The organism is Bacillus gaemokensis, assembly GCF_001590835.1.
GTDB lineage: Bacteria > Bacillota > Bacilli > Bacillales > Bacillaceae_G > Bacillus_A > Bacillus_A gaemokensis.
Genome location: NZ_LTAQ01000034.1, coordinates 1 through 16,891, shown reverse-complemented (window position 1 = coordinate 16,891; position 16,891 = coordinate 1). Strand labels below are relative to the sequence as shown.

The window sequence follows — 16,891 nt, the reverse complement described above, 5'->3', positions numbered from 1 at the left end:
AAAGTCTCAGCTTTTTCAAGCTGAGACTTTTTTTATGCAACAGGCAAGACGTAAAATAATACGCAGAAAAACATCATTGTGCTACCACCTAATACAAAAAGGTGCCAAATTGCATGATTGAAGGGAAGTTTTTCCCAAAGAAAGAAAATTGCTCCTACTGAATATAGAATCCCGCCAATTAATAGTAGTGAAAATCCATGTCCAGTTAAGTTTTCATAAAGTGGTTTAATCGCAACAATAATGAGCCAACCCATAATGATGTAGCATAGTGTAGACATTTTAATAAAACGGCGTACAAAGAAAATTTTAAAGATAATGCCACCAATGGCTAGCGTCCAAATAATTGCAAGAAGTGTCCAGCCGAGTGGACCACGCAGTGTGATGAGTAAAAACGGTGTATACGTGCCGGCAATTAGTAAATAGATGGCAGAGTGATCTAAAATCGTAAATAATTTTTCCACTTTTGGGTGATGGATGCTATGTAATAACGTGGAAAATAAATAAAGTAAAAACATGCTCACACCGTAAACAGTAAATCCAACTACAGCAGAAGCTGTACCGTGTTTTGAAGCATGAATAATTAATATAATTAAGGCAGGGATACTTAAAATGGCACCGATACCATGAGTAACCGCGTTGGCAATCTCTTCTTTTACAAACCTCGTCATCCGTGTTATGTTTTGCGTCATAATCTGAATCCTCTCCATTATGGTGAAATAAGATATAGTTTCTTTTACCATATCATATACAAAAGAAATAGAAAATGAAATTTGTATAATTGATTATATTTTTGAATTTTTGCGACAAAAGACAACGGATACATTGACGTTTACAAACTTTTTTGACAAAATAAAATTATGGGATAGTAGGACAAGGAATCTACTTATAAGGGAGATGGGGAAATGTTATCAAATATCGGTTTTCCAGGTTTAATTCTAATTTTAGTAGCTGTACTGATTTTATTTGGCCCTAAAAAATTACCAGAAATCGGACGTTCTTTAGGTGAGACGTTAAAAGAATTCAAAAAATCTACAAGAGAATTAACGGATGATGCGTTTCAAGATAAAGAAAAAAATAAATAAATAAATAAGACTGAATGTAAGATAATGAATTTTCTTGTATCTATTTTTCTCGCTTCGTATAAGCGTTAATCATTTATTTCTATAAATCATAGTGGGAAGAATAGTTGGATTTTCGTTGTACTGGATGAAAGAAGTGTGGTGGACGAGATGGAAGATCGAGAGATGAGTATTGTAGAACATATTGTAGAACTTCGAAAGCGTGTAATAATTACGGTCTTATCGTTCGTAGTATTTTTAATAATCGGCTTTGTTTTCACGAAGGATATTTATTTTTGGCTAGTAAAAGATTTACCGATGAAATTGACAGTTCTCGGTCCGAGTGATGTCTTATGGATATTTTTCTCAATTGCTACTGTGTTTGCGATTGTGTGTACAATTCCGTTAGCAGCGCTGCAACTTTGGTTATTTGTGAAACCAGGTTTGCATCCACGCGAACAAAAGATGACGTTAATGTACATTCCGGTACTTTGTATATTATTCATAGCGGGTTTATGTTTTGGGTATTTTATTGTGATGCCGTTTCTATTTCATTTTCTAACGACCATTGGCAATGAAATGTTTAATACAATGTTTACGACAGAAAAGTATTTTCATTTTGTATTAAATTTAACCGTTCCATTTGCAGTTATATTCGAGTTACCGGTTGTCGTTATGTTTCTAACCAGTATTGGTCTTTTAACGGCGGACTTTCTTCAAAAGATAAGGAGATATGCTTATGTCATATTGATTGTTATAGCTTCTTGTATATCTCCACCTGATTTTTTATCACACAGTTTAGTAGCGGTACCTCTTATTTGTATTTATGAAATAAGCATTGCTTTATCCAAGATCGTAAGCAAACGGAAAAGAAAACGGGAAGAAATACAATCAAAAAGTGCCTCGTTATGAAGGCACTTTTTTTATTTATTTGTTATACTATGACTATAATCGTATACAATATAAAGAAGAAAAAAAATATAGAATCTCCGAAATTTAGACAAACTTTTCACCATTGTAAGTTTATACTGAAGTTATAAATCCAATAAAAAAGAGGATTGATATCGTGATCATGAAAAGTTTTTATTTCACCCATTCAACAGGGAATTGTGTCAAAATATTTGAAATCCCTGTCCTACAAGCACAACATCCGTTAGCATTTCTAATTCAGTCACGTCTTCAACTATTTATTGCTAAAATTCAAAAACAAAAACAACCGAGATTCTCATACTCTTTTCGCGAATATTTACAAAGTTGCTTAAAGTGGAATGATTATTCGAATGTGTATCAAAAAAATTCGCTTGAAAAAAATGCATAGTCCAAAATAGAGGCAGGGCAAATGTGCTCTGTCGTTTTTTTTGGACATAAAAATAAAAGAAATTTGTCAAAAATCACTTCAAACTGTTGAAAGCAGTGTGAATACTAGTATAATAACAAGGAGAGCGTATTGGAAAGGGAAGAAGTAAAATATGCAAAAAATTAAAATTGTTACAGACTCAACTGTGGATTTATCACAAGATGTGATTAAAAAATATGATATTCATGTTATCCCATTGTCCATTTTTGTAAATGGACAAACATACTTAGACCGTGTTGATTTACAGCCGGATGAATTTATTGAAGAAATGCAAAAATCAGAAGAATTACCAAAAACATCACAACCAGCAGTCGGATCATTTGTTGAAATGTACGATCGTTTAGGAGAGGACGGCAGCCAAGTTCTTTCCATCCATCTAACACATGGTTTAAGTGGATCGGTTGCAACAGCTAATACTGCAGCAAAAATGACAGATACAAAAGTTACAGTAGTAGACTCCTTGTTTATTACGCATGCGTTAGCTTATCAAGTAATTGAAGCAGCAAAAATGGCAAAGGAAGAACGGTCTTTAGAAGATATTTTAAAGCGTGTTGAAGAAGTTCGTAAAAATACTCGTCTATTTGTAGTTGTTGATACGTTAGAAAACCTTGTAAAAGGTGGTCGAATTGGAAAAGGGAAAGCTATGATTGGTTCTCTATTAAATATTAAGCCAATTGCAAGTATTGATGACGGTGTATACAACCCTGTTGCAAAGGTGCGTAGCCAAGGACAAATTGTAAAAACATTGATGAAGATGTTTGAAGAAGATACAGCTGGTAAAACAGTAAAGGCAGTAGCTGTACCACACGCGAAAGCATTACCACTAGCACAAAAAATGAAAGAAGCGGTTGAGAAAATTAGCGGATTTACACAAACAGAAATTTTTTACACAACGCCTATTATTAGTACACACACTGGTGTAGGAGCAATTGGATTTTCTTATTTTGCTGAATAAAAAAGAGCTACTTTGAGGGTAGCTCTTTTTTTATTCAGCTATTTGCGGGCAGTAATTAAATGTTCACTTTATCTGTTTAGATGTATTATAAATCGCTTTGAAATGAATATCTAAAGGAAAGAGGTGGGTGCAACAAACGGAACATCATAAGTGGTTGTAATATAAAATGATGATCGTAATGAAAGCACTTATTGAAATCGTAAAGCGCCGTTGTAAATACTCCTTCATATAATATTCCTTTCTCCTCTTACAGGTTTTTATATGACGAATATTTTATCCCGCTATTCGCAGGCAGTAAGACCCTCACCTCAAAATTCAGTGAAAGCAAAGAAGTTAGGTAGGGCTGCCTGTAAAATCCTGATTGGTGAGGGCTAATAATCAGTGTGGAACTGATTAAAGTTTCACTTTATTTCATCATATGCATAAAAGGGAAAATGGATTTATAATTTCACGTGTTCTTTAATAGACTCTTTTTTTTCAGAAGGGAATTTTTCTGAGATATATGTTTGACCAAGAAATAAAACATGGAGTTGCTCCCATGGCAACATGCGTAAATTCCAATTATTACGTAGTCTTGTTATAGCTTCTCTCGGTGTCTCATCAGCTAGGGCGAAGGCACCGTAATGCATTGGGATAAAGTGGGTAGCATTTACATCTAAAAAGGCTTGCACAGCTTCTTCAGGTGAAACGTGAGAGACTTTCATAAACCATTCAGGTTCATATGCACCGATAGGCATTAAGGCAATATCGATAGAAAATCGGTTTCCGATTTCTTTAAATCCACGAAAATAACCGCTGTCCCCGCAAAAATAAATAGTTTCACTTGTTGTTTTATTATCAATGATCCATCCTCCCCAGTGAGAAGTGTTCATATCAAATAATGATCTTCTCGTCCAGTGCTGAGCGGGGACAAAGTGAAAGGATACTTCATCAATTATTGTAGACTCCCACCAATTATATTCCTCTACGCACATAAATTTTTTGTGTAAAAATAATTTTTTTAATCCGGCAGGTACTAAGTATAGAACATCAGAACTAATCTGCCGAAGGGTAGAAAAGTCTAAATGATCATAGTGGCCGTGTGAAATGAGTACAATGTCTATAGGTGGTAATTCTTGTAGTGTAAGTCCAGGCTCAGTTAATCTAGGAACGAGCTTTAGTTTTTTTGCCCAAACCGGATCGGTTAAAATATTCAATCCGTTTGTTTGTATTAAGAAGGTTGAGTGACCAACCCATGTGACAGTTGTTTTTTTTGCATTCTTTTGTAAAAAATCAGCGTGTTTAACAGGTGATTGTTCCACTAGAAAAGAAAAATCTTTTTTGCTTTGTTTTCTTTCTTTACGCCACTTTAAAAAGGAACGAATTGTTTTTTTTGTACTAATATTATCCATGTTTTCATAGCGTTGTGCCATGAACGTCACCTCGTTTAAAATCATTGTAGTTATATTGTACCGAAAGGTTGTAAAGGGAAAAAGTGAAAAAAATTGATTAACGATTAAAAAAATGTAAAAAAAATAGTTCGTATATCTTTACAAAGTAGAAAGTTTAAATTTTGAAAGGGTGCTTATGTAAAGAAATAAGAGGGGAATAATAATAGTAAATAAAGATAAGTTTGTCTAGTAATCCGCTCAAAAGTAGGAAGTAACATAGTGAAATTCGTACGATTTCGTGAACAAATAGGATAAACAATTTTCTCATAGTGTTTACTTTTGTTATGATAAGCATTACATAAATTAAAGAAAGAGAAGAGAGGTTTGAAAATGAAGCGTTATCAAAAGCTGATTGGTCTCATGGTTGTTTTTTGCTTCTTTATACTTGCAGGATGCGACTCAGGATCAAAACTCCGTAAACCATTAAATTGGGATTTAGAAAGTTTTCAATACATAAACCAAGATGGTAAAAAGTTTGGAACAAAAGATTTAAAAGGGAAAGTATGGGTAGCTGATTTTATGTTTACTAATTGTCAAACGGTTTGTCCGCCAATGACTGCTAATATGACGAAATTACAAAAAATGGCAAAGGAACAAAAGTTAGATGTTCAATTTGTTTCGTTTAGTGTAGATCCTGAAGTAGATAAGCCAGAGAATTTGAAAGCATTTATACAAAAATTCACCGACGATACGAAAAACTGGAATTTGTTAACGGGATACTCATTAGAAGATGTGAAAAAGTTTGCAAAGGATAACTTCCAAACGCTTGTAGATAAGCCCGATAATACAGATCAAGTTATGCATGGAACATCGTTTTATTTAATCGATCAAGATGGAAAAGTGATGAAGAAGTATAGTGGAATTAGCAATACACCATATGAGGATATTTTACGTGATATAAAGCGATTAGTGGATTAAAAGAAGGATGCTTTTAGCATCCTTCTTTTTTGTAACTTTATTTTTTATACTGGGGATTAATCTATGGATAGAATATCATGCTGCTGAGGGAGCTTTGGAGCGCGGATTTCTAAAATTCCATTTTGATAGGATGCTTTTGCATCTTTTTTCTTAATTAAATAGGGAAGTTTAATCATACGAGAAGCTCCGGACATAGATCGTTCGCGGCGATAGTAATTATGTGAAGTTTCATCTTCTGTTTCTTCTAATATTTCGTCTGTTACAGAGATTTTTAAGTATTCACTTTGGATTTCTATTTGAATTTGTTCTTTTTGAACACCTGGAAGTTCAGCTTTTATAACAAGTTCCTCGCCAGTTTCATATAAGTCTACAGGGAATGTTAATAATCGATTCCCTTTTTGGAAAAAGTGATTCATATCAGCAATTACATCGCGCAGTGGTGTTTGTTCAAAGAAATCATCAATTTGTTTTAAATAACTACGAATGGGTGGACGAGACGAAGACTCTTTTTTTTCATCACTCATGTTTTGCCCTCCTAGAAATCAATTTGCAATATCATATGACAAAAGTGTGCAAATGTGAGGGCCTATTTTTCATGTTCACATAAAAAATAGGTTAGAAATGTGAAATGGCGTGATTTTTTTATAGTTTTTGTCGCCATATTGCATTGATTATGCTAGTATAGATAGGGTTGATATAGTAGTATAGAATCAGAATGAAAACTGAAAGAGGGTAAGAAGTATGTGTGGTTTTGTAGGATGTTTATGTGAAAACCCTAGAGAGTTTTCGGAAACAGAAAAACATCAATTTGAAAATATGAACACGATTATTTTCCACCGTGGTCCAGATGACGAAGGATATTTTCGTGATGAACATGTACAATTAGGCTTCCGCCGTTTAAGTATCATTGACTTAGAGGCCGGACATCAGCCGCTAACTTATGAAAATGATCGATATGTAATTATTTTTAATGGTGAAATTTACAACTATGTAGAATTACGTGAAATGCTACTTGAGAAAGGTGCAACGTTTGCAACGCAATCTGATACAGAAGTTATCCTTGCTTTGTATGCACATATGAAAGAGAAATGTGTAGATTACCTTCGTGGTATGTTCGCATTTATGATTTGGGATCGTGAAGAAAAGAAACTTTTCGGTGCACGTGACCACTTCGGTATTAAGCCGTTATACATCGCGAGGCAAGGTGATACAACATTCTTCGCATCTGAGAAGAAAAGTATTATGCATGTTATGCAAGATAAAGGAGTAAACCCAACTTCTCTTCAACATTACTTTACGTACCAATACGGACCAGAACCAGAAACATTAACAACTGATATTAATAAAATTGAGCCTGGTCATTATTTCGTAAAAGAAATTGGTAAAGAGATGGAAATCCACCGCTACTGGAAACCATATTTCAATGCTTCAAGTGCAACGAAAGAAGAGCACATTCAAGCAATTCGCGACGTATTATACGATTCTGTAAAAGTTCATATGCGTAGTGATGTACCAGTAGGATCATTCTTATCTGGTGGTATCGATTCATCTATCATTGCTTCTATTGCGAGAGAGATGAATCCAAACCTTCTAACATTCTCTGTTGGTTTTGAGCGTCGTGGCTTTAGTGAAGTTGATGTAGCAAAAGAAACAGCAGAAAAACTAGGTGTAACAAACCATAGTGTCTTCATTACAGCAAAAGAATTCATGAATGAATTCCCAAAAATTATTTGGCACATGGATGATCCTTTAGCTGATCCAGCTGCTGTGCCATTGTACTTTGTAGCAAAAGAAGCGCGCAAACATGTAACAGTAGTTCTTTCTGGTGAAGGTGCGGACGAGCTATTTGGTGGATATAATATTTATCGTGAGCCAAACTCATTAAAAATGTTCTCTTACATTCCTACTCCAGGAAAGAGCGTTTTAAAAGCATTAAGTGGTGCACTTAAAGAAGGATTTAAAGGGAAAAGCTTCTTAGAGCGTGGATGCACACCAATTGAAGAGCGTTACTATGGAAATGCGAAAATCTTCCGTGAAGAAGAAAAAGCTGAATTAATGAAGTACTACAATGAAAGTGTTAACTATATGGATATCACGAAGCCATTGTATAATGAAATTAAAGACTACGATGATGTAAGCAAAATGCAATACATTGACATGTATACATGGCTACGCGGCGACATTTTATTAAAAGCTGATAAGATGACGATGGCAAATTCATTAGAACTTCGTGTACCATTCTTAGATAAAGAAGTGTTTGATGTTGCGTCTAAAATTCCAACAGAATTAAAAATCGCAAACGGAACAACAAAAGCAATCCTACGTGAAGCAGTGCGCGGAATCGTTCCAGACCACGTGTTAGATCGTAAAAAACTTGGATTCCCAGTACCGATTCGCCATTGGTTAAAAGATGAAATGCATGACTGGGCTGTGAATATTATTAAAGAAAGTCAAACTGAGCATTTAATCGACAAACAGTATGTATTAAACTTACTGAAAGCACATTGTGCGGATAAAGGCGATTATAGCCGTAAAATTTGGACAGTACTTGCATTTATGGTGTGGCATCAAATTTATGTTGAACATAAATACGATACAAACGAGTTCCATGAAGAAACAAAACGTGCGTATAGCTTAGTTTAATTAGAAAAACCTTAAGATTGCATATGATCTTAAGGTTTTTTTCATAAATACGTATTGTACTTGATACAATAATAATAAAAGGATGGACAACATATGATTACGTTTGAAAAAGTGAATGTGGAAACAAAAAAAGTTGTTGAAGAGATGTTTGCTTCCCATAGTTTAACTATGGAGGAAGTTCAATACTGTATAAAGGCAGATGATACATATATAGGTATAATTGATTATAGTGTTCAAGGAGAGAGCGCTATATTATCTAATTTAATTATTCATTTTGATTATCAAGGTTATGGATATGGAACAAACGCTTATTTTACATTTGAAGAAATGATGAAGCGTAGAAGTATTAAGGGTATCAAAGTATCGCGAAGTAATCTAACTGAACAAGCTAGATCATTTATAGAGGGGCTTGGCTGTATGCTAAACAATGAATGGTATATAAAACAGTTCTAATAGAGAAAAGATATTGTAAGGGAGAAATGAATATAGGGTAGGTGGATGTATGACGATGACGTCTGGTCTTTTACTAGTTGGAGGTTGCTTTGTAGTAGCAGAACTATGCCAAATTGTTATTCGGAAAATAATGCGTAACAAGCGTAAACCGTATGAATGGCAATACATTCCGGTATTTTTTATTTTGTTTTGGACTTTGTTTTTCTTGCAAAATATAATCCACTTTCCACCTATTTTAAATATTTTTTTGAAGTTTGGTTTACTTTACAGTGGGATTGGGATTATCATTCTATTTAGTTTGTTTTGTATGCGTCATGTTCATTATCAATCGTACATATTTATTTTAAATTGGTTAAATCGGGATGATAGAAACCGCCTTACATAAGGGGGTTTTTATTTGTTTCTATCACCGATTCTTTATGACTCGCATAAAATAGGACGAGCATAAATATATGTTCTATCTAAATAAAGAAAGGAAATGAAATGGCATATGAAGCTTGTTATAGATGCAGGACACGGTGGATACGACTCAGGTGCTGTTGGAAACGGTTTAATCGAAAAAGAGCTAACACTTCAAATTGCTAGGCGTGTTCGAGATATCTTACTTGCAAATTATACAATTAATATTAAAATGACACGTGATAGTGATGTGTTTATTACATTATCTGAACGTGCAAATATTGCTAATTCTTTTGGAGCAGATTTTTTTATCTCATTTCACATTAATAGTGGCGGTGGAACGGGTTTTGAAAGCTATATTTATAATGGATTATCAGATAGTAGTTCGGCGGCAAATAAGCAACAAAAGATGCATACAGCAGTGAATTCTGTATTAACACAATATGGCCTTCGTGATAGAGGTGCTAAAAAGGCTAATTATGCAGTATTAAGAGAGACAGCAATGGATGCATTATTAACAGAAACCGCTTTTATTGATACCACCTTTGATGCGAATTTATTAAAAAATCAACAGTTTATAGAAGATCTATGTCAAGCATACGCAAGGGGCATTGCAGCAATTTTTGGGTTAGCAGTAAATCCTAATCCTCCAATTCCACAACCACAAACGAAAGGTATTGCATATATTCGCGGAAAGAACGTGAATTTAAGAAATGGTCCATCAACATCATCCACAGTTATCCGTCAGTTAAATTCTCCCGAATCGTATGTAGTGTATCAGGAAAGTAATGGATGGCTAGATTTAGGTGCAGGACAATGGGTATATAATGATCCCTCATATATTGATTATGTGAAATCTGGAAATAGTGATGGGAGTCCAATTGGAGTGGCAAATATTCGGGGAACAAATGTGAATTTAAGAAGTGGTCCATCAGCATCATCTTCAGTTATTCGAAAGCTAAACGCTCCTGAATCATATTTAGTATACACAAACCAAAATGGATGGCTAAATCTTGGAGGGAATCAATGGATTTATTATGATCCATCGTATATCGAATATAATCAATATTAAAAGTTATTAATAAAACCGAATGATAGCCCTACCTTGAATGTCTTGTAAATAGAAGAACGGAGAGGGAGGTTTTTTTGTGAGAAACGATATTGTACATTGATATAAAGTTACGGACCAAATATATAATTATAAAGTTATGGGTATTGTGGCAGGAGCAAAAATCGGTATGATGCTAGGAAGTCGACTGATTCAAATGAAAGAAAATAATATACTAAAGTTGCAAATTGTAAAAGGGTTGATTGGAATAACAATCACCTTTGTATGTCCATATGTTTTTCGAATGTTTCATTTTCATAAAGTGAAATTTTAATCAGTAAGGGATTTTATAGCCCAAGAATAGCGGAATAAATAAAATATATATTAGAAAGGTTTTCTGATATATATTGACAACGTATGCAATATACATTACTCTTTTACTTGTTAATGATAATCGATTTCATCTAGGAGGAAATATGACTCGAACTAAACATATGTTTATGCTCTGTATTGTACTATTAATGGTTATGGTTGCAGGGTGTGACAAAGAAGAAAAGAAAGAAACGAATACTGCAGCAAAAGGAAAAGGTTCGTATGTAATTAAACATGCGATGGGGGAAACAACAATTAAAGATACACCTAAAAAAGTTGTAGTTCTAACAAACGAAGGTGCTGAGGCACTTTTAGCAGTCGGAATTACACCAGTTGGTTCTACAAAGCCAAGAGCAAGTGATGAATGGTATCCACACTTGGCAAAAGAATTGAAAAATACTAAAGTAGTAGGAACTGAGCGTGATATTAACTTAGAAGCTATCATGAAACTTAAGCCTGATTTAATTATCGGGAACAAAATGCGTCATGAAAAAGTATACGAGCAGTTAAAAGAGATTGCACCTACTGTATATGCTGAAACGTTGCGTGGAGATTGGAAAGAAAACTTTACGTTATATACAAAAGCGGTAAATAAAGAAAAAGAAGGTCAAAAAGCTCTGGATGACCATAAGAAACGTATTGAAGGATTAAAAGAGAAACTTGGAGATAAACTAGCATCTAAAGTTTCTATCATTCGTTTCGTTCCAGGTGACGTTCGTATTTATCAAAAAAATTCATTCTCAGGTGCTGTTTTACAAGATATCGGATTTAAGAGACCACCACTTCAAGATAAGGATGGATTTGCGATAAAAGGTATTACAAAAGAACAAATTCCGAATATGGATGGAGATTACTTGTTCTATTTCACATCTGATAAAGATGCTGATAAAAATAATGAAGGAAATACGATAGCGAAAGAATGGACAGAAGACCCACTCTTTAAGCAGCTACAAGCTTCTAAAGATAATAAAGTATTTAATGTAGATGAAGTTATTTGGAACACAGCAGGCGGTATTAAAGCTGCGAATCTTATGTTAGATGATATTGAAAAATATTTTCTGAAGTAAGTAGAATATAAAAGGCGCATCACTATTAAATTGTGATGTGCTTTTTTATATTTACTTAAACTGGGTGTTTCATTGGTAATTAACTGAAAATTCTTTGTATTAATGATAGAGGAGTTGTAAAATGAAATTATTATAAGGAAAGGAGTGGGGAAATGGCAAAGGGTACTCATAAAGATTGGATTTTGTTTAATGGAAGAATTTTGAATGCGAAGGTAGAACCGCCAATGGTTGCATTAGAAGAGCGAGGATTACAATTTGGTGATGGTATATATGAAGTGTTTCGTTTGTACAATGGAAAACCTCACTTACTAGATTTACATTTAGAACGATTCTTTTCATCAATGAAAGAAATCCATCTCGTCCCACCATTTACAAAGGAAGAATTGATTGAACAAATTCAGCAATTAATTGAGAAAAATGAATTCCAAGAAGATGGGAATGTTTATATTCAAATTTCAAGGGGGGAACAGCCTCGAAATCATGTATATGAATCAAATCTAAAGCCAACATATTTTGCAAACATTGTATCGTTTCCAAGACCAATTACACTTATGCAAGAAGGAATAAAAGTAACAGTAGAAGAAGATATTCGCTGGAAGTTTTGTCATATTAAATCTCTAAATCTACTTCCGAATATTATGATTAAAAATAAAATTAATGAAAAAGGGTATCAGGAAGCGATTTTAGTTCGGGATGGGGTTGTAACAGAAGGTTGCCACTCAAATTTCTTTATTATAAAAAATAATAAATTAATTACGCATCCAGAGGATCACTTTATTTTACATGGAATTACTCGACATCATGTCATTTCATTGGCAAAGCTTCTACATATTGAAGTAGAAGAGCGAGAGTTTTCACTACAAGAAGTATATGAGGCAGATGAATGCTTCTTCACAGCTACGCCTCTTGAAATATTCCCGGTCATTCAAATTGGAGATGAACCATTTGGTAATGGGGAAAGTGGACCAGTTACGAAGAGACTACAAGTTGCTTATGAAGAAAGTATCGCGTCTTTAAAAGTGACGCATTAAATGTATAAGGAAAGAGAAGCTGGTATTCTTCCAGCTTTTTTTTTGTGATATAATCGGGCGTAAGGTGATTTTTGAAAACGCTGTAAAAGGGGATTTATGTATATGAATTATGAATCATTTAAAGAGGTAATTCACGGAAGACGTAGTGTTAGGAAGTTTACAGAACAAGAAGTATCTGTTAGTGACATAGAAGAAATTATTGATTGTGCTCGTTATGCTCCAAGCGATACAAACTCCCAAACGTGGGAATTTATTGTCATTATGAATCGAGATAAAATTAAAGAAATCGAACAAATGACATGGGATGCATTACATACGTTAGCTGAACAAGCAACAAAGAATGGAGAGGAAAGAGCTGGTAAGCTTTTAACCCGTTCATTTGGACCATATGCAACGGCTTTTTCGGAAGCACCAGTGTTAATTGTATGCTTAGCTACGCCTTATGAATCAAAGTTTCGTGAAAAAATATTTGATCCAATTAACTTTGTTCCAGATTCAGTATGGGAAGAAGAGGGAATTAAAAGTAGTTGTTTAGCGGCACAAAATTTAATGCTAGCAGCACATGCTAGAGGCCTTGGTACTTGTCCAATGACAGGACCGGTTTTATTAGCACAAGATGAATTGCGACAATACTTACAAATTGAGTCTGAGAAACAAATCAATATGGTAATTTCGCTAGGGTATCCGAAAGATCAACTAAAGAAACTTGCTCGAAAGGCAGTAGAAGATATTACAAAGTTTGTTTTTTAGGATGTTATGTAGAAACATGAAAAGACATTGGACATGTCAATGTCTTTTCATTCTGGAAATGATGAGCCATGCTAAATGTCATAAAGTGAACTCTAGGTGTATATCTCTAGGATCTTTATCATAAATCTTTTGATTGACTTCAACTGTTTTATAAAAATGTTGTTTTTTTTCGGAAGGATGAGAGGTTATATATAGTTTTCTAGCGCCCCTCTCTTTTGCTTTCGTGCAACATAAGGTAAACAATGTCTTTCCGCGATACTTTTCTTTCTAAAGCTATTAGATACATGAATATAGGATAATTCTAGATAGTCTTTGTGTGTACCGAATTCAATATAGTTAAAGATGTTCCTTCTGGTGAAGAAAAGCCTTTAGACTAGAATATTTTCTAATAATATTGGGCTAAAATAGAAAATAAAGAGGAGTTTCTATTTATTTCTTAAAAAATGAATGATGTTAAAAAGAAAATATGATACAGTAATCGTGAAAAAAATGGTTTGTTCACGGAAGTGTTGAAATTTTTATTTATTATATAAAATTATTTTTATATAATAAATAAAACATCAATTTACAGGGGGAATGAATTTTGAAAAAATTCATAATCGCTGGATTGTCTGCTTTGTTATTAGTAGGATGTAGCGTTCCAAACGAACAAGAAGAAGTTAGGTCTGCAAAAGAAGAGCAAGTTGTAAATGCAAGTGATGAAAGTATAGTCTCTTTCCCTGAAGGAGTAATGCCAATAGGAGCAGGCAAGGTAAAAGTAGTTACTCCAGATGGTACTTCTGAAAATGGTAATATACCAACTGTGTTTATAAAGAAGGATACTTTAATCCAGCAAGTCGAATTAGAACTTATCGATTTTCAAAACGATAAAGAAACTTTTGTATTTGTAGATCATATATTTGCAGACAAACATCAAGTGACTAGTGTGACGCAGACAACAGTAGAATTAAAACAAAAAATGTTAGAGACAGGATATCATACAGTAACCGCAGTTCAATTTGAAAATAATGATCCGAGCGGGAAAGTTATTAACTTTACGCAGGTGAAATTTGAAAATAAACCGGCGTCTTAAAAAGTTATATGAACTAATTAGTACATTGCTGAAAAAAGTAATGTACTTTTTATTTTGAGATTTATTGTGAAATGAATAAATGGATTAACAGCAGGAAGGGATTTATCTTTTCCAAACGCAAAGTATGAAAGAAGAGAAGGCACGGGTTTTGAGATTATTGATGTATTAGGGTTTGTATTTTCTTATAAAATGATAATAGAAATAAATATACCTATAATTTAAAATGTATTTCGTAGGGGATTTGCTTGAAAGTGTCGAATGAAATATATTGCGTCGTAAAAACTCGTTTTTTATTGTTTAGCGTGAAACGAGTAAGGAGGAGAATGAGTGATGAAACGTGCTCTTATAAATATTGATTATACATATGATTTTGTAGCTGAGGAGGGGGCTCTAACGTGTGGAAAGCCAGGTCAAGATATTGAGGGCTATCTTGTGGAAATAACGAAGAAATATATTGAGAATGGGGATTATGTTGTATTTGCAATTGATAAACATGAAGAGAATGATTATCATCATCCCGAGACACAGTTATTTCCGCCGCATAATATAGCTGGAACAAAAGGAAGAGATTTATACGGAGAGTTACAAAATGTGTATGAAACATATGAAGATAATGAAAATGTATACTATATGGACAAAACACGTTATAGTGCTTTTGCCGGAACGGACTTAGAAATGAAGCTAAGAGAAAGAGGGATACAAGAAGTTCACCTTGTTGGTGTATGTACTGATATTTGTGTTCTTCATACAGCGGTAGATGCTTATAATAAGGGCTTTCATATAGTCGTACATGAGAAAGCGGTGGCTTCTTTTAATGAACAAGGACATGAGTTTGCCTTAGGGCATTTTAAGTCTTGTTTACATGCGGAAGTAAGGTGAAGATAGGTAAAAGGTGAGATTTATGATTTTTATTAAAGAAGAGACTTTCAAAATGAAGTGACCCCTGTCAAGTAGACAGTATTTAAAAAGCGCCACTAAGCAACCTGAGTTCTATATTTATATGGACTCAGGTTATTTAATTTCTTTTGAAATCTTTTTGAAGTGACCCCTGTCAAGTAGACAGTATTTAAAAAGCGCCACTAAGCAACCTGAGTTCTATATTTATATGGACTCAGGTTATTTAATTTCTTTTGAAATCTTTGGTGATTATAAAATTGTATATATTTGCGCACGRCAAGTTTAACCTCATCGGCTTTACGGAAAGAGTATAGATGAAAACACTCTGACTTAAAGTGGCTGAAGAAGTTTTCTATACAAGCATTGTCCCAACAGTTTCCCTTTCGAGACATACTTGCCTTCATCTGATATTTTTTAAGTAATTGATTATATTGGCGGGATGTGTACTGAAACCCTTGATCACTATGTAAGAGAATCCCTTTGACGTTTCGTTTTTTTCTTGCCTTTTTAAGAGTATCTAACACGAGTTTTAAGTCGTTCCTACGACTGATTTCATAGGCAACAATTTCATTGTTGTACAGGTCCTGAATAGCGGATAAGTACAATCGCTGTCCATTGAAAATCAAGTAGGTAATATCCGTTACCCATTTTTCGTTTGGTTTTGAAGCTTGGAAGTCCCTGTTTAGATGGTTATCTGAAATCACATAGACTTCTTTTTTTCCATAGTAAGGACGTTTTCTTCTAATAACCGCTTTAATGCCTAGTTCACCCATCAACCTTTGTATGCGTTTGTGATTCMAATGAAGGTTGTATGTGACTTTCAGCCACACTTGTACTCTTCTGTATCCATAAATYCCTCTAAGTTTTTTATGGCACATCAATATTTTTTTCTTGATTTCGGCATCCTCCAATTGTTTTTCAGAAAAAGTTGAGTTTCGTTTTCTCCACTTATAGTACCCACTTCTGGTTACACCAGCAATATCGCATAGAATGGTAACCGTATAACCTTTTTCTAACATCTCATGAATGACTTCAAACTTTCTCGTTTTGGATATAGCTTTTATGCCTCCTTTTACATCCCTAAGAGCTTTTTTAACATTTCATTCTCCGCTTCTAATCGTCTAATCTTAGCTTCTGAATCTTCTGGTTTCGTTCTTGGTCTACCTAAACCTGTTCCTTTCGCTTTACCGCGTTTTTCTTCTAGCCCTTTGATCCCTTCTGCTTCAAAGTGTTTCACCCAACGACTTACGACTGAGTGATGAATTCCTAATTCTTTAGCAACGGTTTTATAGCTCATTCCTTCTTTCAAGTACAAATCTACTGCTTTTTTCTTAAATTCTATATCGTAAGTTATTCTAATTTTCCCCATAGAAAAATCCCCTCCATAGTAAACAGATTAATGTGCTTTCTTTTTACTGTCTACTATAAGGGGATCATATCA

19 protein-coding genes are annotated in these 16,891 nt (G+C 34.1%); 14 read left to right on the top strand and 5 right to left on the bottom strand.

Features of this window, described 5'->3' with window-relative positions:
* Window positions 1-32 precede the first annotated feature (32 nt).
* Window positions 33-689, bottom strand: a complete 657-nt coding sequence (gene trhA, locus AZF08_RS19455; protein WP_033673761.1) for a PAQR family membrane homeostasis protein TrhA — start codon at window positions 687-689, stop codon at window positions 33-35.
* Window positions 690-902: 213 nt separating this feature from the next.
* On the opposite strand from trhA, the gene AZF08_RS19450 reads away from it, so the two are divergent.
* The 4 genes from AZF08_RS19450 to AZF08_RS19435 all read left to right on the top strand — a co-directional run bounded on the left by AZF08_RS19450 (window position 903) and on the right by AZF08_RS19435 (window position 3,370).
* Window positions 903-1,082, top strand: coding sequence for a twin-arginine translocase TatA/TatE family subunit (locus AZF08_RS19450; RefSeq protein ID WP_033673762.1), 180 nt, complete (start codon window positions 903-905; stop codon window positions 1,080-1,082).
* A 147-nt stretch (window positions 1,083-1,229) separates the two neighbouring features.
* Window positions 1,230-1,970: a twin-arginine translocase subunit TatC gene (gene tatC, locus AZF08_RS19445; protein WP_033673763.1), complete on the top strand. Its 741-nt coding sequence runs from the start codon at window positions 1,230-1,232 to the stop codon at window positions 1,968-1,970.
* Between the two features lie 154 nt (window positions 1,971-2,124).
* Window positions 2,125-2,376 (top strand): DUF2535 family protein, encoded by a 252-nt coding sequence (locus AZF08_RS19440; protein ID WP_033673764.1) that lies wholly within the window; start codon window positions 2,125-2,127, stop codon window positions 2,374-2,376.
* A 151-nt stretch (window positions 2,377-2,527) separates the two neighbouring features.
* Entirely contained in the window at window positions 2,528-3,370 is an 843-nt protein-coding gene (locus AZF08_RS19435) for a DegV family protein (RefSeq protein ID WP_033673765.1), read from the top strand.
* Between the two features lie 440 nt (window positions 3,371-3,810).
* Here AZF08_RS19435 and AZF08_RS19430 read toward each other — a convergent pair whose 3' ends face one another.
* Window positions 3,811-4,782, bottom strand: coding sequence for an MBL fold metallo-hydrolase (locus AZF08_RS19430; protein WP_033673766.1), 972 nt, complete (start codon window positions 4,780-4,782; stop codon window positions 3,811-3,813).
* A 348-nt stretch (window positions 4,783-5,130) separates the two neighbouring features.
* On the opposite strand from AZF08_RS19430, the gene AZF08_RS19425 reads away from it, so the two are divergent.
* On the top strand, window positions 5,131-5,718 hold the full coding sequence (locus AZF08_RS19425) for an SCO family protein (RefSeq protein ID WP_033673767.1): 588 nt from the start codon (window positions 5,131-5,133) through the stop codon (window positions 5,716-5,718).
* Window positions 5,719-5,774: 56 nt separating this feature from the next.
* On the opposite strand, the gene AZF08_RS19420 is transcribed toward AZF08_RS19425, so the two are convergent.
* Window positions 5,775-6,242 (bottom strand): Hsp20/alpha crystallin family protein, encoded by a 468-nt coding sequence (locus AZF08_RS19420; RefSeq protein WP_033673768.1) that lies wholly within the window; start codon window positions 6,240-6,242, stop codon window positions 5,775-5,777.
* Between the two features lie 217 nt (window positions 6,243-6,459).
* On the opposite strand from AZF08_RS19420, the gene asnB reads away from it, so the two are divergent.
* The 9 genes from asnB to AZF08_RS19375 all read left to right on the top strand — a co-directional run bounded on the left by asnB (window position 6,460) and on the right by AZF08_RS19375 (window position 15,432).
* Window positions 6,460-8,361 carry an asparagine synthase (glutamine-hydrolyzing) gene (asnB, locus tag AZF08_RS19415; protein ID WP_033673769.1) on the top strand — a complete coding sequence of 634 codons (1,902 nt, stop codon included), beginning with the start codon at window positions 6,460-6,462 and terminating at the stop codon, window positions 8,359-8,361.
* A 93-nt stretch (window positions 8,362-8,454) separates the two neighbouring features.
* Window positions 8,455-8,814, top strand: coding sequence for a GNAT family N-acetyltransferase (locus AZF08_RS19410; protein WP_033673770.1), 360 nt, complete (start codon window positions 8,455-8,457; stop codon window positions 8,812-8,814).
* Window positions 8,815-8,869: 55 nt separating this feature from the next.
* Window positions 8,870-9,199 (top strand): hypothetical protein, encoded by a 330-nt coding sequence (locus AZF08_RS19405; protein ID WP_033673771.1) that lies wholly within the window; start codon window positions 8,870-8,872, stop codon window positions 9,197-9,199.
* A 105-nt stretch (window positions 9,200-9,304) separates the two neighbouring features.
* Window positions 9,305-10,285 carry an N-acetylmuramoyl-L-alanine amidase gene (locus tag AZF08_RS19400; protein WP_033673772.1) on the top strand — a complete coding sequence of 327 codons (981 nt, stop codon included), beginning with the start codon at window positions 9,305-9,307 and terminating at the stop codon, window positions 10,283-10,285.
* Between the two features lie 452 nt (window positions 10,286-10,737).
* Complete coding sequence (locus tag AZF08_RS19395; RefSeq protein WP_033673773.1) at window positions 10,738-11,700, top strand: ABC transporter substrate-binding protein; 963 nt, start codon at window positions 10,738-10,740, stop codon at window positions 11,698-11,700.
* A gap of 152 nt (window positions 11,701-11,852) precedes the next feature.
* Window positions 11,853-12,731 carry a D-amino-acid transaminase gene (dat, locus tag AZF08_RS19390; protein ID WP_033673774.1) on the top strand — a complete coding sequence of 293 codons (879 nt, stop codon included), beginning with the start codon at window positions 11,853-11,855 and terminating at the stop codon, window positions 12,729-12,731.
* 102 nt (window positions 12,732-12,833) lie between these two features.
* On the top strand, window positions 12,834-13,481 hold the full coding sequence (locus tag AZF08_RS19385) for a nitroreductase family protein (protein WP_033673775.1): 648 nt from the start codon (window positions 12,834-12,836) through the stop codon (window positions 13,479-13,481).
* 583 nt (window positions 13,482-14,064) lie between these two features.
* Window positions 14,065-14,553: a putative periplasmic lipoprotein gene (locus AZF08_RS19380; protein WP_033673776.1), complete on the top strand. Its 489-nt coding sequence runs from the start codon at window positions 14,065-14,067 to the stop codon at window positions 14,551-14,553.
* A 330-nt stretch (window positions 14,554-14,883) separates the two neighbouring features.
* Entirely contained in the window at window positions 14,884-15,432 is a 549-nt protein-coding gene (locus tag AZF08_RS19375; protein ID WP_033673794.1) for a cysteine hydrolase family protein, read from the top strand.
* A 200-nt stretch (window positions 15,433-15,632) separates the two neighbouring features.
* Here AZF08_RS19375 and AZF08_RS19370 read toward each other — a convergent pair whose 3' ends face one another.
* On the bottom strand, window positions 15,633-16,505 hold the full coding sequence (locus AZF08_RS19370; RefSeq protein ID WP_407639493.1) for an IS3 family transposase: 873 nt from the start codon (window positions 16,503-16,505) through the stop codon (window positions 15,633-15,635).
* A 17-nt stretch (window positions 16,506-16,522) separates the two neighbouring features.
* Window positions 16,523-16,819, bottom strand: a complete 297-nt coding sequence (locus AZF08_RS19365) for a transposase (protein ID WP_063177347.1) — start codon at window positions 16,817-16,819, stop codon at window positions 16,523-16,525.
* Window positions 16,820-16,891: the final 72 nt, after the last annotated feature.

Coding starts and splice junctions, on each gene's coding strand:
- trhA (WP_033673761.1), bottom strand. CDS start 689: ATGACGCAAAACATAACACGGATGACGAGGTTTGTAAAAGAAGAGATT.
- AZF08_RS19450 (WP_033673762.1), top strand. CDS start 903: ATGTTATCAAATATCGGTTTTCCAGGTTTAATTCTAATTTTAGTAGCT.
- tatC (WP_033673763.1), top strand. CDS start 1,230: ATGGAAGATCGAGAGATGAGTATTGTAGAACATATTGTAGAACTTCGA.
- AZF08_RS19435 (WP_033673765.1), top strand. CDS start 2,528: ATGCAAAAAATTAAAATTGTTACAGACTCAACTGTGGATTTATCACAA.
- AZF08_RS19430 (WP_033673766.1), bottom strand. CDS start 4,782: ATGGCACAACGCTATGAAAACATGGATAATATTAGTACAAAAAAAACA.
- AZF08_RS19425 (WP_033673767.1), top strand. CDS start 5,131: ATGAAGCGTTATCAAAAGCTGATTGGTCTCATGGTTGTTTTTTGCTTC.
- AZF08_RS19420 (WP_033673768.1), bottom strand. CDS start 6,242: ATGAGTGATGAAAAAAAAGAGTCTTCGTCTCGTCCACCCATTCGTAGT.
- asnB (WP_033673769.1), top strand. CDS start 6,460: ATGTGTGGTTTTGTAGGATGTTTATGTGAAAACCCTAGAGAGTTTTCG.
- AZF08_RS19410 (WP_033673770.1), top strand. CDS start 8,455: ATGATTACGTTTGAAAAAGTGAATGTGGAAACAAAAAAAGTTGTTGAA.
- AZF08_RS19405 (WP_033673771.1), top strand. CDS start 8,870: ATGACGTCTGGTCTTTTACTAGTTGGAGGTTGCTTTGTAGTAGCAGAA.
- AZF08_RS19400 (WP_033673772.1), top strand. CDS start 9,305: ATGAAGCTTGTTATAGATGCAGGACACGGTGGATACGACTCAGGTGCT.
- AZF08_RS19395 (WP_033673773.1), top strand. CDS start 10,738: ATGACTCGAACTAAACATATGTTTATGCTCTGTATTGTACTATTAATG.
- dat (WP_033673774.1), top strand. CDS start 11,853: ATGGCAAAGGGTACTCATAAAGATTGGATTTTGTTTAATGGAAGAATT.
- AZF08_RS19385 (WP_033673775.1), top strand. CDS start 12,834: ATGAATTATGAATCATTTAAAGAGGTAATTCACGGAAGACGTAGTGTT.
- AZF08_RS19375 (WP_033673794.1), top strand. CDS start 14,884: ATGAAACGTGCTCTTATAAATATTGATTATACATATGATTTTGTAGCT.
- AZF08_RS19365 (WP_063177347.1), bottom strand. CDS start 16,819: ATGGGGAAAATTAGAATAACTTACGATATAGAATTTAAGAAAAAAGCA.